Source organism: Limnohabitans parvus II-B4 (assembly GCF_003063455.1).
GTDB classification, from domain to species: Bacteria; Pseudomonadota; Gammaproteobacteria; order Burkholderiales; family Burkholderiaceae_C; genus Limnohabitans_A; species Limnohabitans_A parvus.
On the sequence record NZ_NESN01000001.1, the window covers coordinates 699,268 to 724,004 of the forward strand.

The window sequence follows — 24,737 nt, forward strand, 5'->3', positions numbered from 1 at the left end:
AGATTGTCACTTCATCGACGACGCGCGTCTTGCGCACCGCTCCATCGCCCTTGACCCTGTGCGCAATCCAGATAGGCGTCCATCAGCTTGGTTGGGTCGTGCATCAGGCGGTCTTTCCAGTCGCCCAGGCGCACCTGGCCTTCGACCAAGCCACGCATCACGCCCACATGCTCGGTCCAGCCCACGCTGTTGCAGCCGATCATCACATCGTCCTTGAACTGCAAGCTCAGGTGGCGACCTACTGCCTTGTCTGTCAACACGGCCGACTGGCCATCGGCCACGCCTTCCCAATTGCCAAAACTGGTGGAGATCAATCCCAGGGTGTCGAGCACGTTGATTTGAGTGACGCCTTTGAGCTGGGTCTTTTGGCCCAGCATGTTGAGAGCGGCCACACGGGCCTGCTCGGCTGCGTTGGGCTGGATGGCGCTCACAATCGTTTTGCCGCTGACCATGTCAAACGCTTCGGCGCAGTCACCTGCCGCGTAAATGCCGGGCACATTGGTTTGCAGGTGTTGGTCGGTCAACACGCCTTGCAGGCAGGTGATGCCGCTGTCCTTCAAAAAGCCAATCGCTGGTCGCACGCCCGTGGCGCTGATGACCAGATCGGCCTCGACGGTTTGGCCGTTGGACAAGCGGACCTGCAGAGGGCCACCCGCTTCGTCAGACCCCAAGCCCACAGCAGAAGCCAACTTGCCGAGCAAGCCTTTTTCTGCACCTTGGCTGATGGCTTCGACCTTGGTGCCGGTGAACACCTGCACGCCTTTGGCCTCGCACCAGTCGCGGATCATGCCACCGGCCACCGGGCCCATCATGCGGGGCACCATGCGGTCTCCCATCTCCACCACGCTCAGCTTGACGCCACGCGCGGCCAGCGCTTCCATGATGATGCAGCCAATGAAGCCTGCGCCCATTTGCAACACCCGAGCGCCGGGCTTGGCCAACGCCTGTATGGCGCGGGCGTCTTCCAGCGTCCAGCAGGGGTGCACGCCGGGCAAGTCCATGCCCGTAATCGGGGGGCGCACCGGGTGCGAGCCGGTCGCGATCAACAACTTGTCAAAAGCCATCGACTGGCCGTTGTCCAGATGCACCGTTTTGCCCGCCGCATCAACGCGCGTCGCTTTGGCCTTGACTTGCGTGATGCGCAAATCGTCAAAGTGGGTGGCGCTCTTGCGCAGGTAGGTGCCCTGCTCTTCGATGTTGCCGATCAGCAAATAAGGGATGGCCATGCGCGAGTAAGGCGCATCGGGCTCATCTCCGACCAGGGTGATGGTGTCGTGGGGAGCGTGTTTGCGGATGGTTTCAGCGGCAATGACGCCTGCAGGGCCAGCGCCCAAAATGACATGGTGGGTCATGAATCAGATTCCAGAAACAGGCAACGGCCCGCAGGCCGCTTGGATTCCTGTAGAAGCGCACCCCTACGGTGAAAGCTTCGCGAGCAGAGGCCCGCTCCTACAGGGGCAAGGTCACAGACCCAGACGTTCCTTGGTGGCCGATGTGGGGCGGCCTTCGCCATCCCAGCCGCGTGCGTCGTAGTACTTGGGCAACATTTCTGTCAACTTGCTGACCATGCCTTTGCCGGGGCCGGTTTTGGCGGCTTCGGTCATCAGGCGTTTGGGCAGGTTGTCGTCGGCCTTGGTGAAGCCTGCAGCGTTGTTGAACTCGCGCTCCATGTTCCAGATGCGCTCGCCAATGTGGGCCAGGTGCTCCATGGTGAACTCTTCGCCGCAAGCGGCTTGCACCTGAGGGGCCACGTCGGCCAGTGTCCAGGCGAAGCTGGTGAAGATGCAGATGCCAGCCGAGTCAAACGCCGCTGTGGCGTCCTGGAAGGCCTTGACCAGTTCTGGCTTGCCTTCGTGCTCGGTGGGCTCGGTCTTGACCGGAATGCCCAGCACTTCAGACGCGATGGTGTAGCCACGCAGGTGGCAGGCACCACGGTTGGAGGTGGCGTACGCCAGGCCAATACCTTGGATGACGCGACCGTCATAGGCAGGGAACTCTTGGCCCTTGACGCTCATGGACAAATCGGGGTGGCCGTATTTGGCGGTCAGGCGCTTGGAGCCCAAGCCAATTTCTTTGCCAAAACCCACGCCCTTGGCGGTCATGTCGACAAATTCGCACAAAGCTTCGGCCGAGCCGAACGGTGCTTCCACACCGATTTGCTCTTTGGTCAGCACGCCCATTTCATAGAGCTCCATGACCGCGCCAATGGTGGCGCCGAAGCTGATGGGGTCGAAGCCTTCTTCGTTGCAAATCATGTTGGCGTATTGCAAGGCTTCGAGGTCCTTCACGCCGTTGGCTGCGCCCAGGGCCCAAGCGGCTTCGTATTCGAGGCCACCCGATGCGCCCCAGTATTCGGGCTTGTTTTTGACCGAGAAGTGGCCCTCGTCCATCTTGCTGATGCGACCGCAGGCGATGGTGCAACCAAAACACGCTTGGTTGGTCACCAAGTGCTTTTTGCCATCGGTTTCACGCGGGGTGATCATGGCTTCGGCAGAAATGTCCTTGGCGCTTTCAAACTGCACATCGCGGTGGTTGCGGGTAGGCAAGCCGCCGATTTCGTTGATCACGTTCATCAGCACCTGAGTGCCATAAGCGGGCAGGCCCTGACCGGTCACAGCGTTGTCGGCCAGAACCTTCTTGGCCGCTTTGGCCGCAGCCATGAAGGCCTTGGGGTTTTGCACATTGCCCACGCCCTTGGTGCCGCGCACCGCGATGGCCTTGAGGTTTTTGCTGCCCATGACGGTGCCCACGCCCGAGCGACCTGCCGCACGGTGCAGGTCGTTCACCACGGCCGCATAAAGCACGCCGTTTTCACCGGCCTTGCCGATGCTCGAGACGCGCAGCAATGGGTCTTGCAGACTGGACTTGAGGATTTCCTCGGTCTTCCAGACGCTTTGGCCCCACAGGTGACCGGCATCACGCAGCTCGGCCACATCGTCGTTGATGTAGAGGTAGACCGGCTTGGCCGATGCACCTTCAAAAATGATCATGTCCCAACCGGCCATCTTCAACTCGGCACCCCAATAGCCGCCCGAGTTGGAGCAGGCGATGGCACCCGTCAACGGGCCTTTGGTGATGACGGTGTAGCGGCCACCGGTGGAGGCCATGGTGCCGGTCAGCGGGCCCGTGGCCCAGATGATTTTGTTGTCGGCCGACAGCGGATCGACTTTGGGGTCGACCTCGTCGATCAGGTATTTGCTGCCCAGTCCGCGAGAACCCAGATAGGCCTTAGCCCATTCCATGTTCAGCGGTTCAGATTTGACGGTGCCCGCTGTCAGGTTGACGCGGAGAATTTTTCCAGCCCAAGACATGTTGATGCTCCTTATGGGTGGGGGGGGATTAACCGGCAGTGGGCTGATTGCCCAACTTGTCGGCCCACTGTTTCATTTTGTCGATGCCGGTCCAGTTGGCATCGACGAAGGTGATGGCACCGGTCGGGCAGGCGTCGGCACAGGCCGGGTCGCCGCCGCACAGGTCGCACTTTTGCACCTTGCCGGTCTCTTGCACATAGTTGATCGTGCCAAATGGGCAGGCGATGGTGCAGACCTTGCAGCCCACACAAGTGGACTCGTTGACGACTTTGGCGCCAGTGGCTTTGTCCACCGTGATCGCTTCCACAGGGCAGGCATGCAGACACCAAGCCTCGTCACACTGCGTGCAGGTGTAAGGCACTTTTTTACCGGTGTGGTGGAAGTCAAACACCTTGATGCGCGACTTGGAGGTGGCGTAAGTGCCGTAGTTCTCAAAAGAACAGGCCATTTCGCACTGCAAGCAGCCGGTACATTTGTCCGGATTGATGTGCAGGACTTTCTGCATGTGGATCTCCTGGTGGTGTGGCAGCCTTTTCAAAGCTGCACTTATGAATCAGAATGCATAGCCATTGTTGACGTGCTTGCCCACAGGTCTTTTGGGTAGAAACCCTAGTTCGAGCAGGGTCAGCATCAAGAATTCTCAAGTTGATACACACCCTGACATGCCACTGACCTCATCTGCCAACGACCGCCTTCAGCGCATTGAGCAAGCGCGTGAGGTGGTTTTAAACGGGCAAAACGCTTCATCGGCTACAGACGTACCCGGCTGGATCACGCAGTCTTGGCAACGCTGCCTGTCGATGGGATTGCAACCCGAGCGCCAAGTGGCCTTTGATGCGATTTCGGTCCAGCACATGCGCCGCGTACAAGAAACCAGTCAACCGCTGGTACAGGCCGCACAACCCGTCCTGGCCGAGTTGGCCAGGGCCATCGCCGACATCCGCTACTTTGCCATCCTGACCAATGCCGAAGGCATTGTGGTGGATGTGCATGGTCCGGTGGACCGCCACGATCGCCGGGCCGATGTGATCACCCGCATCGGCGTAGACCTGTCCGAAAAAGCAGTGGGCACCACCGCCATCAGCGCAGCACTGAGCCAATTGCAACCGGTATGGCTGCACCGAGGTGAACACTTCTTCAAGGACACGGGAGCCTATAGCTGTGCAGGTGCCCCTGTTTTTGGGCCCGACGGCGTGTGCGCGGGCATGCTCGACTTGACCGGCGTTGAAACCATGGAGCGCCCCGCCCTGAAACACTTGGTGCGTCGATCTGCTCGCAGCATCGAAAACAGCTGGTTGATGTCGACGGCACACGCTTTGGTACTGCGCCTGAATTGGCCTGGCAACCAGCCAGGTGATGACAGCGATGGTCTGCTGACTCTGGACCCGGATGGGCTCATCCTCGGTGCCAACCCCACCGCCAGGCAAATGCTGTCTCTGTTGCCCGAGACGCCTGGCCAAAGCTTGCATGCGAGCGATGTGTTTGCCACGCCATGGGAAGGCTTGTTTGACTCCGCGGGCCGACAAGACCAGCCTCTAGAGTTGCCGCTGTGGTCTGGCTTGCGCTTGCAGACGCAAGCCTTTAGGCCGGGCACGCCTGCACCTGTTGCGCTCATGAGTAAGCAAACGGCGAACGGCAAGCACCTCAAGGACATTCAAACCGACATGATCCGGGAGGCCGTGAACCGGACCCATGGGAACGTGGCCGAAGCAGCGCGCCATCTGGGCATCAGCCGGGCCACGGTTTACCGCAAATTGGGCCAGCCCAAGGGCCGCTGACGCGTTTACTTAGCGGCGTTAGGAAAGAACAACTGCTCGCCACCGATTTTGTAATCCGCGATGGTGGCCTGGCCTGCGGCTGAAGTCACCCAATCTACAAACTTTTGCGCATCCGCTTGCTTGACGTGCGGGTGCTTGGCAGGGTTGACCACCATCACACCGTATTGGTTGAACAAGCGCTGATCGCCCTCCACCAAAATAGCCAAATCGGCGCGGTTTTTGAAGTTCAACCAAGTGGCGCGGTCGGCCAAGACGTAAGCACCTGAAGATGCGGCGATGTTCAAAGCAGGACCCATGCCGCAGCCACACTCTTTGTAGCCACTGCCTTTTTTATCGGTCAAGTTGGCCATCTTCCAGAAACGCAATTCGGCCGCGTGCGTGCCGCTCTTGTCACCGCGCGAGACAAAGGCTGCGTTGCCTGCCGACAATTTGGCCAAGGCCGCCACAATGTCTTTGCCTTTGGTGGCTGCCGGGTCAGCCTTGGGACCGATCAGCACAAAGTCGTTGTACATCACAGGCAAGCGCTTGATGCCAAAGCCATCGGCGACAAATTTTTCTTCGGCCACCTGGTCGTGCACAAACACCACATCGGCGTCACCGCGACGGGCCATGTCCAGCGCCTGGCCCGTGCCCAAGGCCACCACCTTCACATCCAAACCACTGGCTTTTTTGAAGGCGGGCAAGAGGTGGGCAAACAAGCCCGACTGCTCGGTGGAGGTGGTGGACGACATCACGATGGACTGGGCTTGCGCCCACACCGAGGAGGTGGCCAAAACCGCACACACCAGAGCGCGACGGGTCATAGAAGATGGAAAGGTCATGAAAGTTCTCCTTGAACAAAAGCATGGGCTGCCGGGCTGCATTGAGCCAGCACGGCGGGGTTGAAAAAATCGGCCACAGGCAAGTCGGCCATCACTTGACCGAACTCCAGATAAATGACGCGGGTGGCCAGGCGCTTGACTTGGCCCAGGTTGTGGCTGGCCCAGACCAGAGTCAGCGGGCGCTCTTGGCTGCAAGCAAAGTCAGCCATCAGGGCTTCGACTTCGCGTTTGGCATGCGGGTCCAGGCTGGCCGTGGGTTCATCCAGCAGCAGCACATCGGGCTGGCGTGCCCAAGCGCGGGCCAAGGCCAAGCGCTGCTGCTGCCCGCCCGACAACTGGCGGCCGTTTTGCTGCGCCACAGACTGCAAACCCACGCGCTGCAAAGCCTGCAGCGCCAACGCTTGTGCGGCCGCCCAACGCAGGCCCCGTGCGCGGTCCAACCACAAACCCAGCGTGACGTTGTTCAAGGCCGACAGGCGCAACAAATGCGGTCTTTGGAACAGCATGGCCTGGCGCACACCCGGCGCTTTCAGCACTTGGCCTTGGGTGGGTGGCACCAACCCATGCAAGGTGCGCAGCAAAGTGCTCTTGCCCGAGCCATTGGCCCCCACCAGCGCCACGCGCTCACCCGCCTCGATGCGCAAGCTCACGCCCGTCAAGGCTGCTTGCGCCCCCAAGTGCACGCTCACGGCGTTCAAGCTGATTTGCACAGTGCTCATGCCAGCGCCCCTGGCACGCGGTCCACAGGCGCGGGTCGGGCGTTGCGCCGCTCACCCCACAGGCGCAGACCTGCCACCAGCGCATTGAGCAGCAGCACCACGGCCAGCAAAACCATGCCCAGCCCCAGCGCCAGCGGCAAATCGCCCTTGCTGGTCTCTAATGCAATAGCGGTCGTCATGACGCGCGTGAAACCGTCGATGTTGCCGCCCACGATCATCACCGCGCCCACCTCTGAAATGGCGCGACCAAAGGCGGTGACGCCAATGGTGAGCAAGGCCAGCCGTTCGTCCCAAGCCAACAACAAGCTGCGCACCCAAGGCCCAGCACCGAGCGAGGCCCACTGCTCGCCATGCTGGCGCTCCACGTCTTCGACCACTTGGCGCGTGAGCGCTGTGACCACGGGCACCACCAAAATAAACTGGGCCAGCACCATGGCCTTGAAGCTGAACATCCAGCCCAAAAAGCCCAAAGGCCCGGTGCGGGACAGCAGCAAATACACCACCAAGCCCACCACCACCGATGGCAGCGCCAGCAAAGTGTTCAAACCCACCAGCACAGCACCCCGGCCTCGAAAACGCGACACCGCCAGCCAGGCCCCCAAGGCCACCCCCACGCCATAAGCCAGCAGGCAAGCCGTGGCACTGACGGCCAAGGACCGGGTGACGACCACCCACAGGGCAGGATCAAAAGAAGTGACGAGGCTCAACGCCGCCAAGACGCTGTCGGAAAAGGTGTTCATACGTTGCCATGGATGCTACCGGACGAAAACAGCCGGGCCGCTAAGGGATGTCCGTTATGAAATGCATTACATAGGTTGCGCACTCATCGCCCTTCAGACCCTTCCCGGAATCAGGCACACTCGTGGCCGTGCAACACATCAACCTCTCTTACAGCTGGACACCCCACCAAGCGCAGCTCGAGCAGCGTGACCAGACCAGCCCCTTGCGCAACCCCTTGATGGACATGCTGCAAGCCGTGCGGGCAACCGGCTCCATTGCAGGTGCAGCCCGCGTTTTGCAGTTGTCCTATCGCCATGTCTGGGGCGAACTCAAGCGCTGGGAACAAGTGCTCGGCCAGCCTTTGATCGTGTGGGAAAAAGGCCAAGCCGCCCGCCTGACGGAATTCGCCGACAAGCTGTTGTGGGCCGAGCGCCAGGCCCAAGCCCGACTGGCCCCCCAAATCAGCGCCTTACAAGCCGAGCTGGAAAAAACCTTTGCCGTGGCCTTTGACCCTGGCAGCCATTTGTTGACGGTTTACGCCAGCCACGACGATGCACTGGTCAAACTCAGGGAACACAGCGCTCGCCAATCGCTGCACTTGGACATGCGCTTTTGTGGAAGCGTGGACGCGATCCGCGCCTTGAATGAAGGACGATGCATCATGGCGGGTTTTCACGCTCCAGCACACCCTAGCGCTGATTCACTGGTGGCTCGAACCTACAAGCCCTTGCTCAAAACTGGCTTGCACAAACTGATCGGATTTGCCGGGCGCCAGCAAGGTTTCATCGTGCCACCGGGCAATCCCTTGATGTTGCTGAAATTGGGAGACCTCCTTCGACCGGGTGTGCGTTTTGTCAATCGCAGCCCAGGCACAGGCACACGCTTGCTGCTGGACCAATGGCTGGCGGCGGACAAACTCAATACCCATAACATCTTGGGTTATGAATGTGAAGAGCCTTCACATGCTGCTGTGGCCGCCAGCATTGCGGCAGGGCAGGCGGATGTGGGCCTGGGCATCGAGTCGGCTGCACAAGCACAAGGGCTGGACTTCATCCCCTTGGCGCAAGAAGACTACTGGCTGGTTTGCCTCAAAAGTGCTATCGACTCCCCACCTGTACAGCAACTACTGAAACTTCTTCAGTCGCGAATCTGGACCGATCAACTCAACCAGTTCCCTGGCTACCAAACAAACTCTGAATCAGGTCAAGTGCAATCCCTCAAGGAGCGATTGCCTTGGTGGACGCACCGCACAGGCAAGCGAGCACAGTAAGGGATACCACGTACAAAAAGGAAGATTTGGGGGCCGTTTGACGGAAATTCAATCCAATCGCCGCAAATATCAAGCTACCCGACCCCAAAAACGCCCATCACAGGCGTGCGCATTGTTACCATTGGCACCGTCGCAAAGTTCAGACTTTGCTCAAGGGGCATTTCATGGCCCTTTGTACTTATTGATTGGAGAAATGTCTTGACTGCCCTACTCAAATTTGCACGCTTCATGGACTGGCTGAGTGATCGCTTTGGAACACTGGCCTCATGGGCCGTATTCTTGGCCGCCATGATTTGTGCAGGCAACGCCTTCATTCGCTATGGCTTTGACTGGAGTTCCAACGGTTTGATCGAAATTCAGTGGTACATGTTTGCATGGGTCGTGATGGTCGGAGCACCTTACGTACTCAAAGTCAACGAGCACGTCCGTGTGGACCTGATTTACGGCAAACTCAAAGGGAACGCCCCTGTTTATGTAGACATCTTCGGCTTCATCGTCTTCTTGATGCCCATCATGGGCTATTTGGCTTGGCTGTCTTTCCCTTATTTCATGAACACCTTGGTGTCAGGTGAAATGAGCCAAAACGCGGGTGGACTGATCCGCTGGCCCGCAACGCTGGCCTTGCCACTGGGTTTCGCTCTGGTTTGGTTACAAGGTCTGGCGGAGTTGATCAAGCGCATCGGTTACCTGACTGGTCAATACGCCATGGACACCCACTACGAAAAACCCCTGCAATGACCTGCGCAATCTGAAATCACTCTGAACAGAATAACAAGGACAACCAATGCAAATGGAAAATTTCGCCCCGATCATGTTCGCGGGCCTTGTCGTGGTGATGCTGGTGGGTTTCCCGGTCGCCTTTTCGCTGGCAGCCTTGGGATTGGCCAGTGGTTTTTACGCCATTGAAATGGGATGGTTCCCTGTTGCCTTCATGAGCAACTTGCCCATCTCCATCTTCTCGATCCTCAGCAACGACTTGTTGCTAGCGATCCCCTTCTTCACTTTCATGGGAACCATCCTTGAAAAGTGCGGACTGGCCGAAGACATGCTGGACTCCATGGGCCAACTCTTTGGACCTGTGCGCGGTGGCTTGGGTTACTCGGTCATCATTGTGGGCTTCATTTTGGGTGCCATCACGGGCACCGTAGCGGGTCAAGTCATCGCCATGGCTCTGATCTCTTTACCCGTGATGATCCGTTATGGTTACAACATGCGCTACGCGACAGGCGTGTTGGCAGCCTCGGGCACCATCACGCAGTTGGTACCGCCATCCCTCGTGTTGGTGGTTTTGGCCGACCAGTTGGGCAAGCCCGTGGGTGACATGTACAAAGGCGCCTGGGGTCCTTCATTGATCCAGATCGCCATGTTTGCGCTCTACACCTTCGCCCTGAGCCGCATCAAGCCAGACTATCTGCCCGGCGTTCCCAAAGAAGACCGAACCATCAACGGTTGGGCACTTTGGGGGAAATGTCTCAAAGGCATCATCCCGTCAGCTGTGCTGATTTTCACTGTGCTGGGCTCCATGGGCGGTTTACCCTTCCAGGACTCGGCCTTGGCTACGCCGACTGAAGCGGGCGCTATGGGCGTGGTGGGTGCGCTGATCTTGGCGGCCATGCATAAGCGCTTGAACTGGGCTCTGCTGTGGGAAGCGATGCATGGCACCATGCGCTTGACAGCGATGGTGGTATTCATCCTGATTGGTTCACGCGTCTTCAGCCAAGTGTTTCAAGGCGTGGATGGCGCTAAATGGGTGGAGCACTTGCTTACCGGTTTGCCTGGCGGCCAAGTGGGTTTCTTGATCGTCGTGAACCTGTTTGTGTTTTTCCTGGCCTTCTTCTTGGACTTCTTTGAGATCGCGTTCATCATCGTGCCGATGCTGGCCCCTGTGGCTGACAAACTGGGCATTGACCTGATCTGGTTCGGCGTGCTGCTGTGTGTGAATTTGCAGACCAGCTTCATGCATCCGCCCTTTGGCTTTGCACTTTTCTACCTGCGTGGTATTGCTGACACCTTGTTCAAGGACAAGCGTATTCCCGTGGCCGTGAAATCCAGTGACATCTACATGGGCTCGATTCCTTGGGTGATCATGCAAATCTTGCTGGTCGTGGTGGTGATCTTTGTGCCGCAGACGGTCACGGCCTTCTTGGACAAAGAAGTCAAAGTGGACATTGACAAAGTGGTCATTGAAATGCCTCAAGACAGTGCGCCAGCCTTCAACGCTGATACACCTGCCTCGAGCGCCGACCTTGACAAATCCGACAAGGACGCGCAGGACAAAATTGATGATTTATTTAAAAAATAAAGCCGCTTGAATCTTTAAAAACGCCTCGATATCGAGGCGTTTTTTCATGCACCAGACACCACATGACATCGAACCACACACCCGAACTGATGGCGCATTTAGGGCCTGCCCCTTTCCGCTTTGTTCCCCAACACGAGCCCATGGTTTCACCAGCGTTCAGCAGGCCATTCAAAATCATGGCCGTCGCGCTGCTATCGGGTCTGGCTTTTTGGGCTTATCAACTGCATGGAGCACAAATGGTCACGACTGACTACCTCTGGCTCTGGGCAGCTTGGGGCATCATGGCCTACACCGTTGGTCATTTGTTAATGGGCAAAACAACCCTCACATCCAACGGGCTGGAGCAAACCTGGATTTGGGACAAAAAAGTGGAGCTGCGCGATTTGGCTTATGCCAAACTGATCAGAGTGCCAGGCTTGGACTGGCTGGTCGCACCCCGCCTGTATCTCAGGACGCTGATGGGCAAATTCACCGTCATTTACGCCTGCGACCCGGACATGGTCGAGGAATTCAAGCGCTTAAGCACTGAGTTGAAAGCGTTTCGCAGCATGTAATTCGTCGCACGGGTGAACGTCCGCCGTCGCACCAGAAAGTTTTGACTCACGAGTGCCAAGACGAACATAAAAAAACCGGCCTAAGCCGGTTTTTTTATTCTCAGTTCACTCAGAGCTTTTGGGCTTGCATGAACTTGTCAAAAGTCATTTCAGTGAAGCGGAACCACAAGTTTTGCTCTGCCTGGAACTTGCGGTAGTCACCGTAAATTTTCTTCCAGTCAGGATTTTTCTCGTTCAGCTCGTCGTACACAGCCATGGACTGCTTGAAGGCCTCCTTCATTACAGCATCAGGGAATGCGCGCAGTTTCGTGCCTTTGCCCACGAGCTCTTTCAAAGCACCGGGGTTTTTAGCATCGTATTTGGCTTGCATCGTGGTGTGGGCCACGGCAGCAGCAGCACCGACAATCGCCTTGTTTTCTGCAGACAAAGCGTCGTAGGCCTTCTGGTTAATGAAGAAGTCCAGTTGAGGACCACCTTCCCACCAACCTGGGTAGTAATAAAACGGAGCCACTTTGTTGAAGCCCAGTTTTTGGTCATCGTAAGGACCGATCCACTCAGCCGCATCAATAGTGCCTTTTTCCAAAGACGTGTAAATTTCGCCGCCAGGAATGTTTTGAGGGACACCGCCCATACGCTCCAGCACACGGCCAGCAAAACCACCAATGCGCATTTTCAAGCCCTTGATGTCGGCAACCGTCTTGATCTCTTTGCGGTACCAGCCACCCATCTGGGCACCAGTGTTACCACCAGGGAAACTGATCATGTTGTACTTGGCATAAAACTCGCGCATGAGTTTCAAACCATTACCTTCGTACATCCAAGCCGTCATTTGGCGGCTGTTCATGCCGAACGGAATGGCGCAACCCAAGGCGAAGGTTTCATTCTTGCCAAAGAAATAATACGGTGCGGTGTGAGCCATCTCAACCGAGCCTTGCTGCACTGCATCCACCACGCCAAAGGGTGGCGTGATTTCGCCAGCAGCGTGCACCGAAATTTCAAACTTACCGCCCGACATCGCCTTGACGTTTTGAGCAAACACATCGGCTGCGCCGTGAATGGTGTCCAGCGCCTTAGGGAAGCTGGAACTCAGGCGCCAACGGATGGCAGCTTGGGCTTGAACAGCGGGTGCAACACCTGCAGCCAGAACGCCAGCCAAGCCAGCGTTTTTAATGACGGAACGACGATCCATGAATGGACTCCTGTTGAAAATTAAAGACACACCCGAGACAGCCGGGCGTTGACTCATCAGTCGGTGTGTATTGTAGGAAGCTGAGAACCCCAAAAATGCGGGGGTTTACCCTTTTATGTGGATCGAAATTCAACAAAGTTAACGCAACAGCCAAATATTGAAAAAATTTCAATACAACCTTGCTGTCGAGTCAGTCCGGCCAACGGCGCAAAATGGCAGCCTCGATGCCCGGCGCATCCAGCCCCTGCAAAGCCAAGAGCTGGGCAGGATCACCATGTTCGATGAAAGCATCGGGCAAGCCCAGATGCAAGACGGGGCGAGTGATCGAGCATGCTTGCAAGGCCTCGGCCACTGCGCTGCCAGCACCGCCCATCACACAACTGTCTTCCACGGTCACCAAGTGCTCATGACTTTGGGCAATCTGGGCCAGCAGTTCGACATCCAGGGGCTTGACCCACCGCATGTTGACCACAGTGGCATTGAGCTTGTCGGCGACCTGCAAGGCCGGTGCCAACAAAGCACCGAAAACCAAGATGGCCAATTTTTCACCCTCACGGCGCACTTCGCCCTTGCCAAACGGCACAGGGTTCAAGTCGGCATCGGGTTTCGTGCCCACCCCAGCACCCCTCGGGTAACGAACGGCCACGGGGTGGTTTTGCGCATACGCGGTGCTGAGCAGTTGACGGCATTCGCGCTCATCGGCCGGGCACGCCAGGCTCATGTTGGGGATGCAACGAATGAACGCGATGTCGTAGGCCCCCGCGTGGGTGGCGCCGTCGGCACCCACCAACCCAGCGCGGTCAATGGCAAACACCACCGGCAGGTTTTGCAAGGCCACGTCGTGGATCAGCTGGTCATAAGCGCGCTGCAAAAAGGTGGAGTAAATCGCTACAACCGGCTTAAGACCTTCACAAGCCATACCTGCAGCAAAGGTCACCGCATGCTGCTCAGCAATGCCCACATCGTAATAACGGTCAGGAAAGCGTTTGTGAAATTCGAGCATCCCCGAACCCTCGCGCATGGCGGGGGTGATACCGACCAAGCGCTTGTCCTGCGCAGCCATGTCACACAACCACTGACCAAACACTTGGGTGAACGTGGTTTTGGCGGGCGTGCTCGAAGGAATCAGACCAACGAGAGGATCGAACTTGCCAGGCCCATGGTAGGCCACAGGGTCGGCCTCGGCCAATTTGTAGCCTTGGCCTTTTTTGGTGACCACATGCAAGAACTGCGGGCCATCGAGGTGTTTGATATTTTCCAACGTGGGGATCAGCGATTCCAGATCGTGACCATCGATGGGGCCAATGTAGTTGAATCCGAACTTTTCAAACAGGGTGGCAGGCACCACCATGCCCTTGGCGTGTTCTTCCAGGCGTTTGGCCAGCTCGAACAGCGGCGGCGCATTTTTGAGCACGTTTTTGCCGACCGTTTTGGCAGCCGAATAAAAACGTCCGCTCATCAACTGCGCCAGGTACCGATTCAAAGCACCCACCGGAGGGCTGATCGACATGTCGTTGTCGTTCAGGATGACCAGCAGTTTGCAGTCCTCGACGCCCGCGTTGTTGAGCGCCTCAAAGGCCATGCCTGCGGTCATGGCCCCATCGCCAATGACCGCAATCGAATGGCGTGACTCGCCTTTTTGGCGTGCCGCCAAGGCCATGCCCAAGGCCGCTGAAATGCTGGTGGAGGAGTGCCCGACACCAAAAGTGTCGTATTCACTTTCTTCACGACGCGGAAAACCGGACAGCCCATGCAATTGGCGCAGGGTCGGCATGCGCTCACGCCGCCCCGTCAAAATTTTGTGCGGGTAAGTCTGATGACCCACATCCCAGACGATGCGATCTTCCGGGGTGTTGAACACGTAATGCAAGGCCACCGTCAACTCGACCGTGCCCAAATTGGAACTCAGGTGCCCCCCTGTTTTGGAGACGTTGTCGAGCACACATTGGCGCAACTCATCGGCCAACCCCGGCAAATCGGCGCGCGGTAAACGGCGCAAATCTGCAGGCGAGGCGATGGCTTGAAGTAAAGCGGTCATAAATCAGTTGTTTCTTTGTACCACCATGGCGGTCAAGGCGCGCAAGGCGGCCAAACGACCTTCATCCAGCTCGGTATCCGTCAAGGCTTGCATGGCCTCAGCAGCCAAGGCATCGGCATAGGCCTTGGCAGGCTCCAGCCCCATCAAGGCCACATAGGTGGGCTTGTCGGCTGCCACATCTTTGCCTGCCGTTTTGCCCAGTGTGGCCGAATCTGCGGTCACATCCAGCACATCGTCCACCACCTGAAAGGCCAAGCCCAAGGCTTCGCCAAAGCGGGTCAACGCCATTCGCACACCCTCGGCCACGTCTGGCACGCAAGCCACGCCCATTTGCACGCTGCATAACAGCAAGGCACCTGTCTTGAGGCGATGCATTTGTCGCAACTGATCTTCGCTCAACTGCAGGCCCACGCTGGCCAGGTCAATCGCCTGGCCACCAGCCATGCCTTGGTAACCCGAAGCACGCGCCAACAAAGCCACACAGGCCGCTTGAACAGCAGCAGGCACGCTGCCGTCCTGGGAGGTCAACATTTCAAAAGCCAGGGTTTGCAAGGCATCGCCCGCCAGCAAGGCTTGTGCCTCGCCAAATTGCACATGCACCGTAGGTTTGCCGCGTCGCAGCACATCGTTGTCCATGCAGGGCATGTCATCGTGCACCAGCGAATAGGCATGGATCAGCTCGATCGCACAGGCCGCATTCAAGGCCGCAGGGCTTTGGGGGGCATCGCCCACCGCCTCGGCCGTGGCCAGCACCAGCAAAGGGCGCAGGCGTTTGCCACCGTCGAGCACGGCGTAGCGCATGGCCTCGCCCAAACGGGCCGGTGAATCGGCCTGAATACCCGCTGACAAAACAGCCTCAACACGGTCCAGATGGGGCTGCATCCAGGCTTTCAACTCAGCCAGGCTCATGCACCGCTCCAGGGTTTGAGTTGACCGCCGTCCAAGACCTGAATCTGGTCTTCTACCGCTTTGAGCTTGTCGCGGCAAAAAGCCAACAAGGCCGCGCCGCGCTGGTAGCCACTGAGCAGCTGGTCCAAGGGCATCTGACCCGACTCCAATTGCCCCACCAAAAGCTCCAACTCCGACAAAGCAGCCTCATACGTGGCAGGCAGCGGGGGCACAAGGGTGTCAGTGAGGTCGGATTTGGCAGCCTTGGACATAAAGTGTTCCGGGGAAAAGCGCCAATTTTAGGCGCTAAGCCTCGGTCCAGTTGACAAAAGCGCCTTGAGCCCACCTTCACAAAGCGTCATTTCAGCGCATTTTCCGGGTGTGTGACCCAGCAGACCGCTGTCCAAGGGCCTCCGGGTTAGAATCAAAGCTCATCGGCAGGAAATTCCTGTCATTTTTTTGCGCCGTTTTCCTTGAATTCAGCGCTTTGTTCCTGCCCCTTCATAGGGGGAGTCTCTAGGTCAGGTCACCCATGTCTGATTTAAGTCTTCAACTGCAGCAGGCCGCAAGCCAACTACCAGTTTCCACTTATTTCGATGAAGCGCTGTTCCAGCGCGAATTGAGCACGCTCTTCCAGCAAGGCCCGCGCTATGTCGGTCACCAGCTGGCGGTGCCCCACCCGGGCGACTATTACGCCCTGCCCCACGAGGCCGAAGGTCGGGCTTTGGTGCGCAACGCCCAAGGCGGGGTTGAACTCGTCTCCAACGTCTGTCGCCACCGCCAAGCGGTCATGTTGAACGGCCGTGGCAACCTCAGCACGCAGCAAAAAGGCAGCGCTGGCGGCAACATCGTCTGCCCGCTGCACCGCTGGACCTATTCCCCCAGTGGCCAGTTACTGGGCGCCCCACACTTCGCGCACGACCCCTGCCTGAACCTGAACAACTACAAGTTGCAGGAGTGGAACGGCTTGTTGTTTGAAGACAACGGCCGCAACATTGCCACCGATTTGGCAGGCATGGGTCCAAGGGCACAACTCAATTTCGATGGCTACGCGCTCGACCGCGTTGAGCTGCACGAGTGCAACTACAACTGGAAGACCTTCATCGAGGTCTATCTGGAGGACTACCACGTCGGCCCGTTCCACCCGGGCTTGGGCCAGTTCGTCACATGCGACGACCTGAGCTGGGAGTTCAAGGAACACTATTCGGTGCAGACCGTGGGCGTGTCGGGTGGCTTTGGCAAGCCTGGCTCGGACACCTACAAAACCTGGCACGAGGTGCTGCTGAAGTACCGCAATGGCCAACTGCCAGAGCGTGGCGCCATCTGGCTGACCTACTACCCGCACATCATGGTCGAGTGGTACCCGCATGTGCTCACCGTGTCGACCTTGCACCCGATCAGCCCCAACAAGACGCTGAACATGGTGGAGTTTTACTACCCCGAAGAGATCGTGGCGTTTGAGCGCGAATTCGTCGAAGCCCAGCAAGCGGCTTACATGGAAACCTGCATCGAGGACGATGAAATTGCCGAGCGCATGGATGCAGGCCGCAGGGCCCTTATGGCAAGAGGTGACAACGAAGTCGGCCCTTACCAAAGCCCCATGGAAGACGGCATGCAGCACTTCCACGAGTGGTACCGCCGCCAGATGAAAACGCTCTGAACTGCAAGCGCCGATGCAAGCCTCTTGGATGATATTGGCGTCGCTTTTTTTTGCGACCATGAGCGTTTGCATCAAGTACGCCGCGCCTCACTTTCACACTTTTGAGCTGGTGTTTTACAGGGGCTTGATTGGCATGGCCTTCATGGCCACGCTTTGCCGAGTTCAAAAAGTCCCCCTGAGCACCCAAATTCCCATGATGCATGTGTGGCGCTCCGTCATCGGGGTGGCTTCTTTGTCGGCCTGGTTTTACGCCATCGCACACCTGCCCTTGGCCACGGCCATGACGCTCAACTACATGAGCGGGGTGTGGGTGGCCGCGTTTTTGATCGGCGGCACCTTGGTCATGGGCCGGGTGCAGGACATCGGCCGCCAGGGGCCATTGGTGCTCACGGTGATCGCAGGTTTCAGCGGCGTGGTCATGCTTTTGCGCCCCACCATTGAGCAAAACCAGTTGTTTGCGGGCGTCATCGGTTTGTTGTCCGGTTTGGGCGCCGCGTTGGCCTACATGCAAGTGGCGGCATTGGGCCGATTGGGTGAACCCGAATCGCGCACGGTGTTTTACTTTTCGATCGGCACCACCTTGGTGGGCGGTGTGGCCATCTTGTTCACGGGGGCCAGTGCCTGGACTTGGCCCACCGCGCTTTGGTTGTTGCCGATAGGGGTGTTGGCAGCACTGGGACAGCTGAGCATGACCATGGCTTACACCAAGGGCTCGACCCTGGTGGTGGCCAATTTGCAGTATTCGGGCATTGTGTTTGCAGCGCTCTACGGTTTGTTTTTATTTGGCGACCAAATCCCCCTGATGGGCTGGGCGGGCATGCTGCTCATCATCATGAGCGGCATCGCCTCGACAGCTTTGCGCAGCCGCACCCTGCCTCGCGCCCCGGCCGAAGAACATTGAATTTTGGAGACCCACGACATGTACACCTTGTTGATCACCGCTTCTCAATTGCAACAGCTGCGAGCCCAAGGCACGCCCAGTGCTGTGCTCGATTGCAGCTTTGATTTGATGAAGCCCGAACTGGCCGAGGGTTTTTTTGCTTCCGAGCGGATTGCGGGTGCATTCCCTGCCAATCTGGACAAAGACCTGAGCAACCATACTCCAGGCCAAGCCGTCAACGGAGGCCGCCACCCATTGCCGCAGCGCGAAACTGTGGCCCAGTGGCTGGGCAGCTTAGGTATCCACAACGGCATGCAAATCGTGGTGTATGACCGCCACAAAAGCGCTTACTGCGGCCGCTTGTGGTGGATGCTCAAATGGTTGGGGCACGACGCTGTGGCGGTGTTGGACGGTGGCCTGCAAGCTTGGAAAGACGCCGGGGGCGCACTGGATTCGGGGGCTGCGCCCACACCAAAGCCTGTGCCATTCGATCTGAAAGCCCCCTTGCGCCAATTGGTGCTGACCGAGACTGTCGCCCAGGATTTGGGCCGTCCACAGCAAACCATCGTGGACGCCCGTGCGGGTGCGCGTTACCGTGGCGAAATGGAGCCACTCGACCCGGTGGCGGGGCACATCCCCGGCGCTCTGAACCGGCCATTCACCGACAACTTCACAGAAGACGGCCGTTTCAAAAGCCCGGAACTGCTCAAAGCCGAATGGACCGAAGTGCTCGCAGGCCGCCCGGTCAGCAGCGTGGTGCACCACTGCGGCAGTGGCGTGACCGCCACCCCCAATATCTTGGCGATGGAGTTGGCTGGATTCGGCCCGACCGCTTTGTATGCCGGCAGCTGGAGCGAATGGAGCCGCACGCCCGGCCTGCCCTGCGCCAAGGGCTAAGGCCTTTCCATTCAGTGGCTGTGACCTGCCACAGCGCTGATCAAGACCACCATGCCCATGCCCACGCCGAGCCAAAAGATTTGGGCGGCGGTTTCCCGGGCCGACAGGCGTTTTTGCAACTGCGGAATCAAGTCGGCCAAGGCCACATAGACAAAACTGCTGCTGGCCACCACCAGGAAAAATGGCAACCAGTCGTGCAAAGCATCGACCAGCACATAACCCACCGCACCACCGAACGCGGTGATGGCCCCGGCCATGGACACCTTGACGATCGCCGCACGGCGGCTGCTGCTGCCTTGGCGCAAAACAGCCAAATCGCCCATGTGGTGAGGCACTTCATGCGCCAACACAGCCAATGCGGCGATGACGCCCAAGCGCATGTCGGCGATGAAGGCCGAGGCGATCAAGATGCCGTCGCCAAAACAATGCACGCTGTCGCCTGCCAAAACGGCCCATTGACCACGAGGCGACTCGTCTGAATCTGCGCCATGGCTTGCGTGTTCGTGGCCATGGTGAGCATGGTGCCCATGGTCATGCCCATGGTCATGCCCATGGTCGTGGGAGTGTTCGTGCCCGTGGTGCCAAAGTTCAGCCTTGTCGAGCAAGAAGAAAAACACCAAACCCAGCAAAAGCGTCAGAAACAACTGATGGGCACCGGCTTCACTTTCGAAAGCTTCTGGCAGCAAATGCAAAAAAGACGTGGCCATCAAGGCCCCGGCGGCAAGACTGAGCATGTGCTGGGTGTATCGGCTCAAAATACCAAAGCTCAGCCAAGCGGCGACCCAGACGCTGCCAATGCCCGCCACCAAAGTGCCCACCAATATCGCCAATAAAGTCATCATGTTTCCCGGGGTGCCCTGCAACCCATAAGAAACCGCCCCGAAGGGCGGTTTCTGCGTTCAAAAATCAGGCCACGCCATTGCGTTTGAGCCAGGCCAGCAAGCGTTGCCAGCCATCGTCTGCTGCCGCCTTGCGGTAGCTGGGGCGGTAGTCGGCATGGAAAGCGTGCGGGGCTTCAGGATAAACCACAAATTCGCTGGCTTTAGCCGCTGCGGGGCCTTGGGCCAGTTCCGCTTTCATCTTATCAACCGTGTCAAGGGGGATGCCCGTGTCGGCGGCCCCGTACAAACCCAGCACTGGGGCTTTGAGCTTGCCGACCAAAGCCAAGGGGTGCGCGGGGTTCTGTGGCGTGGTGTTGCCCACCAAACGACCGTACCAGGCCACACCGGCTTTGAGCTTAGGTTGGTGCGCGGCATACAACCAAGTGATGCGTCCGCCCCAGCAAAACCCGGTGATGGCGAGTTTGTCGGTGTTGCCACCGTTGGCACCGGCCCAGGCAACCGCGGCATCCAAATCACCCATGACCTGCGCATCGGGCACTTTCGAGATGATTTCAGCTTGCAGCTTGGCGATTTCGCCGTACTCGGTGGGATCACCTTGACGCACAAACAGCTCAGGTGCAATCGCCAGGTATCCGGCTTGGGCCAAGCGGCGCGTGACGTCGGCGATGTATTCGTGCACACCAAAAATCTCGGAGATCACCAGCACCACGGGCAAACCCGTTTTGCCAGCTGGGGCACTGCGGTAGGCGGGCATTTTGAAACCATTGACGTCAATGGTCACCTCGCCCGAGACCAAACCCGTGACAGGGGTTTTGATGGCTGTTTGCGCCATGATCGGCATGGCGGAGGCGGCATAGCCGACACCCAAAGCCGCTTTCAAAGCCGTGCGGCGTGTGGCCACAGCGTCACCCGCGCGTCCGCCCAGCAGGGCTTGCGTGTCTTCAATCAAGTTGTGGTTCAAGGGAGGTCTCCTCGGTTCTGCCGTCAAAAGAGTGCGATCTTGGCACAGTCGCTACGGGCTTGCACAAGGTCGGCGAATTAAACTGCCGCCATGTCCGAATCTGCCCTTCCTGTCCTGTATTCGTTTCGTCGTTGCCCCTACGCCATGCGGGCGCGGCTGGCTTTGCACGTCAGCGGGTTGGCGTATGAGCACAGGGAAGTGGTTCTGAAGCACAAACCGGCCCATATGTTGGCCCTCTCACCCAAAGGCACAGTACCGGTTCTATGGTTGCGCAGCGCGGCAGGCGAGCTGGTGCTGGAGCAAAGTGTGGACATCATGCTGTGGGCACTGCGCCAGCAAGACCCTCTGGGCTGGCTGCCAGGCTCGGATGCGGATATGGACGAAGCCATGGCTTTGATCACACACAACGACGGCCCTTTCAAGCGACACCTGGACCGCTACAAATACCCCAACCGTTCAGGCCTGGAGAGCGGCCAAGCCGACCGCGATGCGGCGGCAGACTGGTTGTTCTCGCTCAATGCCCGACTGGCGTCACAGGTTTATCTGGCAGGCGGGCAATGGGGCCTGACCGATGCCGCCATCGCCCCTTTTGTGCGGCAATACGCCCACACCGACCCCAGTTGGTTTGCCGCGCAGCCCTGGGACTCTTTGGCGCGGTGGCTTGCCGCGTTTGAAGGCTCTGCGTTGTTTGAAGCCATCATGCTCAAGCATGCCCCCTGGCAAGAGGGCACTTAAAGCTCAGTGCGCCTGCTCCCAGTTCGGGCCAAAGCCCACTTCTGCCAAGAGCGGCACCTTCAAATCAGCCACCCCCGCCATGATGCGCGGCACCTCGGTGCGCACCCATTCCACTTCTGATTCAGGCACCTCGAACACCAATTCATCGTGCACCTGCATGATGACTTTGGTGGCCTTGCCTTGTTCATCCAGCGCTTTTTGCACGGCGACCATGCTCAGCTTGATCAAATCCGCTGCTGTGCCCTGCATGGGGGCGTTGATGGCGGCGCGTTCGGCCCCGGCGCGGCGCGGGCCGTTGGGGCTGTTGATCTCAGGCAGCATCAGGCGTCGGCCAAACACGGTCTCGACATAGCCCAGCGCCTTGGCCTGTTCGCGGGTGGCGTCCATGTAGTGTTTGACACCCGCAAAGCGCTCAAAGTAGCGGGTGATGTAGTTTTTGGCGGCGGTGTTGTCGATGCCCAAGGCTTTGGCCAGCCCAAAGGCGCTCATGCCGTAAATCAGGCCGAAGTTGATGGTTTTGGCGTAGCGGCGCTGCTCGCTGCTCACGGTGTCGGGCGTGGCGCCAAACACTTCGGCGGCCGTGGCCTTGTGCACGTCCAGCCCTTCATGAAAGGCCTTGAGCAAGGCCGCGTCGTCGCTCAGGTGCGCCATGATGCGCAGCTCGATCTGGCTGTAGTCGGCGCTGGCAATCACGCAGCCTGCGGGGGCCACAAAGGCCTCGCGCACCTTGCGGCCTTCGGCGGTGCGCACCGGGATGTTTTGCAGGTTCGGCTCGTTGCTCGACAAACGACCTGTGACGGCCACCGCTTGCGCGTAATGCGTGTGCACCCGGCCCGTGCGCGGCAAGGCCAGCTGCGCCAGTTTGTCGGTGTAAGTGCCTTTGAGCTTGGCCAGGCTGCGGTGCTCCAGGATGCGGGCGGGCAGCGGGTAGTCCTCGGCCAGTTTTTCCAGCACCTCTTCGTCGGTACTGCGTGCCCCAGTGGCGGTTTTCTTGATGACGGGCAGGCCCAGCTTGTCAAAAAAGATCTCACCCAACTGCTTGGGGCTGGCCAGGTTAAAGGGCTGGCCCGCGATCTCGTAGGCCTCGGTTTCGAGCTGCACGATGCGCTCGCCCAGCGCCTGACTTTGCGCAGCCAGCGTGGGCGCGTCGATCAACACACCGTTGCGCTCAATGCGGTACAGCGATTCGCTGGTGGCGATCTCCAGCTCGTACACGTACTTCAAACCCGCATGCGCCTCGATCTGCGGCCACAGCGCCAAATGCACGTCCAGGCACTGGTCCGAGTCTTCACACGAATAGTGCGCGGCCTTGTCCACGTCCACCTGCGCAAACGGGATCTGGTGCGCGCCCTTGCCGCACAGGTCTTCGTAAGTCACGCCCCGGCGGCCCACATGGCGCTCGGCCAGGCTACTGAGGCCATGCGGCTTGTGCACTTCGAGCACATAGCTCTCCAGCATGGTGTCGTGGGCGTAGCCCTGCACCTCGATGCCGTGGTTGGCGAACACATGGCGGTCGTATTTGATGTTCTGGCCCAGCTTGTGGCGGGCCGGGTTTTCGAGCCAGGGCTTGAGCTTGGCCAGCACATCGGCCAGCGGCAATTGCTCGGGTGCGCCCGGGCCGTTGTGGGCCAGCGGAATGTAGGCCGCCTCGCCGGGCGTGATGCTGAGCGAGATGCCCACGATCTCGGCGCGCATGGCATCCAAAGAAGTGGTTTCGGTGTCGATGGCGGTGAGCGGGGCTTGCTCGATGCGGGCCAGCCAAGTGTCGAAGGCGGCCCAGTCCAGCACCGTGTCGTATTTCAGTTCGCCTTGCACGGAACTGGCAGCCGTGTCGAGCACAGGGGCTGCTGCTGGTTCATCTTCTTGAGCTGAGCCGAACAAATCCCCCATGCCCGTGTCTTTGGGTTTGGCCGCTTTGGCTTTGGCCGCAGGCGCAGGCACAGCCCCACCCAGCGACTGCACCAGCCCTTTGAAACCATAGGTCTGGTAAAAATCGAGCAGTTTGGCCTTGTTCGGCTCGTGCAGGTGCAGGCTGGCAAGCAACGGCAAATCGGGCACCCAAGCGTTCAGATCGCAATCGGTTTTCATGGTCACCAGCGCCCGGCCTTTGGGCAACCAATCCACCGCCTGGCGCAGGTTTTCGCCCGCCACACCCTTGATGTCGTGGGCGTTTTCCATCAGCTTGTCGAGCGAGCCGTATTCCATCAGCCACTTGGCGGCGGTCTTGGGGCCCACCTTGGCCACACCCGGCACGTTGTCCACCGTGTCGCCCACCAGGGTTTGGTAATCGATCATGAGCGAGGGCGGCACGCCAAACTCGGCGGTCACGCCCGCCACATCGCGCACCTTGCCATTCATGGTGTCGATGATGGTGATGTGCTCGTTGACCAACTGGCTCAAGTCTTTGTCACCGCTCGACACGGTCACGGTGATGCCCTGCTGAGCGGCCACATGGGCCAAGGTGGCGATGACGTCGTCGGCCTCCACGCCTGGCACGTCCAGCACTGTCCAGCCCATCAGGCGCACCAGTTCGTGGATCGGTTCGATTTGACTGCGCAAATCGTCAGGCATGGGGCTGCGGTTGGCTTTGTATTCGGGGTACAACTCATCCCGAAAAGTGGGGCCCTTGGCGTCAAACACGCACACGGCATACAAGGCCGGCACATCCTTGCGCAGCCGCTCCATCATGTTGATCATGCCGCGAATGGCGCCCGTGGCGGCACTCGTCGGGTCACCCGGCACGGCCCGCAAGTCAGGCATGGCATGAAAGGCTCGGTACAGGTAGCTGGAGCCATCGACCAGCAAAAGGCTGGGCTGAACAGAGGCAGGGGCGGTGTCGGTGTCAGGGGTGTTTTCGCTCATCCCCCGATTGTGTACCGGGATTAAGGCTTGACCGTCAACGACCCCATGATCGGGTGGCCGGGCCTGCGCCAGGGCGATGTGGCAAAGCGAAGCGCCTCTGAGCCCTGGTGCAGGCCCGGTCACCCGATCTCCCCGCCAGTTCTGGGCAAACCCGGGCAGACCCGCAAAGGGCTGACTGCACTGGGCCTCAGAGGCGCTTCGCTTTGCCACATCGGCCCAGCGCAGTCAGCCCTTTGCGGGTCATTGATCGCTTTTCGCCCTCTACAATCGTCACTTTCTCACCTCAGCCAGAACCACTCCTGGCGCTTTG

22 protein-coding genes are annotated in these 24,737 nt (G+C 58.9%); 9 read left to right on the plus strand and 13 right to left on the minus strand.

Annotated elements, in window-relative coordinates:
• Positions 1–11: 11 nt before the first annotated feature.
• The 3 genes from B9Z37_RS03230 to B9Z37_RS03240 form a co-directional block, all read right to left on the minus strand.
• On the minus strand, positions 12–1,352 hold the full coding sequence (locus B9Z37_RS03230; RefSeq protein ID WP_108311568.1) for an NAD(P)/FAD-dependent oxidoreductase: 1,341 nt from the start codon (positions 1,350–1,352) through the stop codon (positions 12–14).
• A 111-nt stretch (positions 1,353–1,463) separates the two neighbouring features.
• Positions 1,464–3,311, minus strand: coding sequence for an aldehyde ferredoxin oxidoreductase family protein (locus B9Z37_RS03235; RefSeq protein WP_108311569.1), 1,848 nt, complete (start codon positions 3,309–3,311; stop codon positions 1,464–1,466).
• Between the two features lie 28 nt (positions 3,312–3,339).
• Complete coding sequence (locus tag B9Z37_RS03240; RefSeq protein WP_108311570.1) at positions 3,340–3,816, minus strand: 4Fe-4S dicluster domain-containing protein; 477 nt, start codon at positions 3,814–3,816, stop codon at positions 3,340–3,342.
• 157 nt (positions 3,817–3,973) lie between these two features.
• Here B9Z37_RS03240 and B9Z37_RS03245 point away from each other — a divergent pair, with 157 nt between their 5' ends.
• Complete coding sequence (locus tag B9Z37_RS03245) at positions 3,974–5,089, plus strand: helix-turn-helix domain-containing protein (protein WP_108311571.1); 1,116 nt, start codon at positions 3,974–3,976, stop codon at positions 5,087–5,089.
• 5 nt (positions 5,090–5,094) lie between these two features.
• Here B9Z37_RS03245 and B9Z37_RS03250 read toward each other — a convergent pair whose 3' ends face one another.
• From B9Z37_RS03250 to B9Z37_RS03260, 3 genes are read right to left on the minus strand one after another with little or no spacing between them, the layout of a single operon-like run.
• Positions 5,095–5,892 (minus strand): extracellular solute-binding protein, encoded by a 798-nt coding sequence (locus B9Z37_RS03250; RefSeq protein WP_407067219.1) that lies wholly within the window; start codon positions 5,890–5,892, stop codon positions 5,095–5,097.
• 14 nt (positions 5,893–5,906) lie between these two features.
• Entirely contained in the window at positions 5,907–6,629 is a 723-nt protein-coding gene (locus B9Z37_RS03255; RefSeq protein ID WP_108311573.1) for an ATP-binding cassette domain-containing protein, read from the minus strand.
• On the minus strand, positions 6,626–7,369 hold the full coding sequence (locus tag B9Z37_RS03260; protein WP_108311574.1) for an ABC transporter permease: 744 nt from the start codon (positions 7,367–7,369) through the stop codon (positions 6,626–6,628). The genes B9Z37_RS03255 and B9Z37_RS03260 overlap by 4 nt, the downstream gene beginning before the upstream one ends.
• A gap of 128 nt (positions 7,370–7,497) precedes the next feature.
• Here B9Z37_RS03260 and B9Z37_RS03265 point away from each other — a divergent pair, with 128 nt between their 5' ends.
• From B9Z37_RS03265 to B9Z37_RS03280, 4 genes are all read left to right on the plus strand, one after another.
• On the plus strand, positions 7,498–8,619 hold the full coding sequence (locus tag B9Z37_RS03265; RefSeq protein WP_407067214.1) for a substrate-binding domain-containing protein: 1,122 nt from the start codon (positions 7,498–7,500) through the stop codon (positions 8,617–8,619).
• 198 nt (positions 8,620–8,817) lie between these two features.
• Positions 8,818–9,357, plus strand: a complete 540-nt coding sequence (locus B9Z37_RS03270; RefSeq protein WP_108311576.1) for a TRAP transporter small permease subunit — start codon at positions 8,818–8,820, stop codon at positions 9,355–9,357.
• Positions 9,358–9,403: 46 nt separating this feature from the next.
• Positions 9,404–10,921: a TRAP transporter large permease gene (locus B9Z37_RS03275; protein ID WP_108311577.1), complete on the plus strand. Its 1,518-nt coding sequence runs from the start codon at positions 9,404–9,406 to the stop codon at positions 10,919–10,921.
• A gap of 62 nt (positions 10,922–10,983) precedes the next feature.
• The gene (locus tag B9Z37_RS03280; protein ID WP_240606602.1) at positions 10,984–11,475 is read left to right on the plus strand and encodes a hypothetical protein; all 492 of its coding nucleotides are present in this window, start codon (positions 10,984–10,986) and stop codon (positions 11,473–11,475) included.
• 109 nt (positions 11,476–11,584) lie between these two features.
• Here the strand turns inward: B9Z37_RS03280 and B9Z37_RS03285 are convergent, their stop codons facing one another.
• The 4 genes from B9Z37_RS03285 to xseB form a co-directional block, all read right to left on the minus strand.
• Entirely contained in the window at positions 11,585–12,664 is a 1,080-nt protein-coding gene (locus tag B9Z37_RS03285) for a TRAP transporter substrate-binding protein (protein ID WP_108311578.1), read from the minus strand.
• Between the two features lie 190 nt (positions 12,665–12,854).
• The gene (gene dxs, locus B9Z37_RS03290; protein ID WP_108311579.1) at positions 12,855–14,702 is read right to left on the minus strand and encodes a 1-deoxy-D-xylulose-5-phosphate synthase; all 1,848 of its coding nucleotides are present in this window, start codon (positions 14,700–14,702) and stop codon (positions 12,855–12,857) included.
• Positions 14,703–14,705: 3 nt separating this feature from the next.
• The gene (locus B9Z37_RS03295) at positions 14,706–15,611 is read right to left on the minus strand and encodes a polyprenyl synthetase family protein (RefSeq protein ID WP_108311580.1); all 906 of its coding nucleotides are present in this window, start codon (positions 15,609–15,611) and stop codon (positions 14,706–14,708) included.
• Positions 15,608–15,862 (minus strand): exodeoxyribonuclease VII small subunit, encoded by a 255-nt coding sequence (gene xseB, locus B9Z37_RS03300; protein WP_108311581.1) that lies wholly within the window; start codon positions 15,860–15,862, stop codon positions 15,608–15,610. The genes B9Z37_RS03295 and xseB overlap by 4 nt, the downstream gene beginning before the upstream one ends.
• 260 nt (positions 15,863–16,122) lie before the next feature.
• On the opposite strand from xseB, the gene B9Z37_RS03305 reads away from it, so the two are divergent.
• The 3 genes from B9Z37_RS03305 to B9Z37_RS03315 are packed head-to-tail and all read left to right on the plus strand — an operon-like array spanning position 16,123 to position 19,027.
• The gene (locus B9Z37_RS03305; protein WP_108311582.1) at positions 16,123–17,250 is read left to right on the plus strand and encodes an aromatic ring-hydroxylating oxygenase subunit alpha; all 1,128 of its coding nucleotides are present in this window, start codon (positions 16,123–16,125) and stop codon (positions 17,248–17,250) included.
• Positions 17,251–17,263: 13 nt separating this feature from the next.
• Positions 17,264–18,151: a DMT family transporter gene (locus B9Z37_RS03310; RefSeq protein ID WP_108311583.1), complete on the plus strand. Its 888-nt coding sequence runs from the start codon at positions 17,264–17,266 to the stop codon at positions 18,149–18,151.
• Between the two features lie 18 nt (positions 18,152–18,169).
• Positions 18,170–19,027, plus strand: coding sequence for a sulfurtransferase (locus B9Z37_RS03315; RefSeq protein ID WP_108311584.1), 858 nt, complete (start codon positions 18,170–18,172; stop codon positions 19,025–19,027).
• A gap of 11 nt (positions 19,028–19,038) precedes the next feature.
• On the opposite strand, the gene B9Z37_RS03320 is transcribed toward B9Z37_RS03315, so the two are convergent.
• Complete coding sequence (locus tag B9Z37_RS03320) at positions 19,039–19,866, minus strand: ZIP family metal transporter (RefSeq protein WP_108311887.1); 828 nt, start codon at positions 19,864–19,866, stop codon at positions 19,039–19,041.
• Between the two features lie 67 nt (positions 19,867–19,933).
• Positions 19,934–20,830, minus strand: coding sequence for a dienelactone hydrolase family protein (locus B9Z37_RS03325; protein WP_108311585.1), 897 nt, complete (start codon positions 20,828–20,830; stop codon positions 19,934–19,936).
• A 90-nt stretch (positions 20,831–20,920) separates the two neighbouring features.
• Here B9Z37_RS03325 and B9Z37_RS03330 point away from each other — a divergent pair, with 90 nt between their 5' ends.
• Complete coding sequence (locus B9Z37_RS03330; RefSeq protein WP_108311586.1) at positions 20,921–21,565, plus strand: glutathione S-transferase; 645 nt, start codon at positions 20,921–20,923, stop codon at positions 21,563–21,565.
• Positions 21,566–21,568: 3 nt separating this feature from the next.
• Here B9Z37_RS03330 and polA read toward each other — a convergent pair whose 3' ends face one another.
• Positions 21,569–24,427 carry a DNA polymerase I gene (gene polA, locus B9Z37_RS03335; protein ID WP_108311587.1) on the minus strand — a complete coding sequence of 953 codons (2,859 nt, stop codon included), beginning with the start codon at positions 24,425–24,427 and terminating at the stop codon, positions 21,569–21,571.
• Positions 24,428–24,737: the final 310 nt, after the last annotated feature.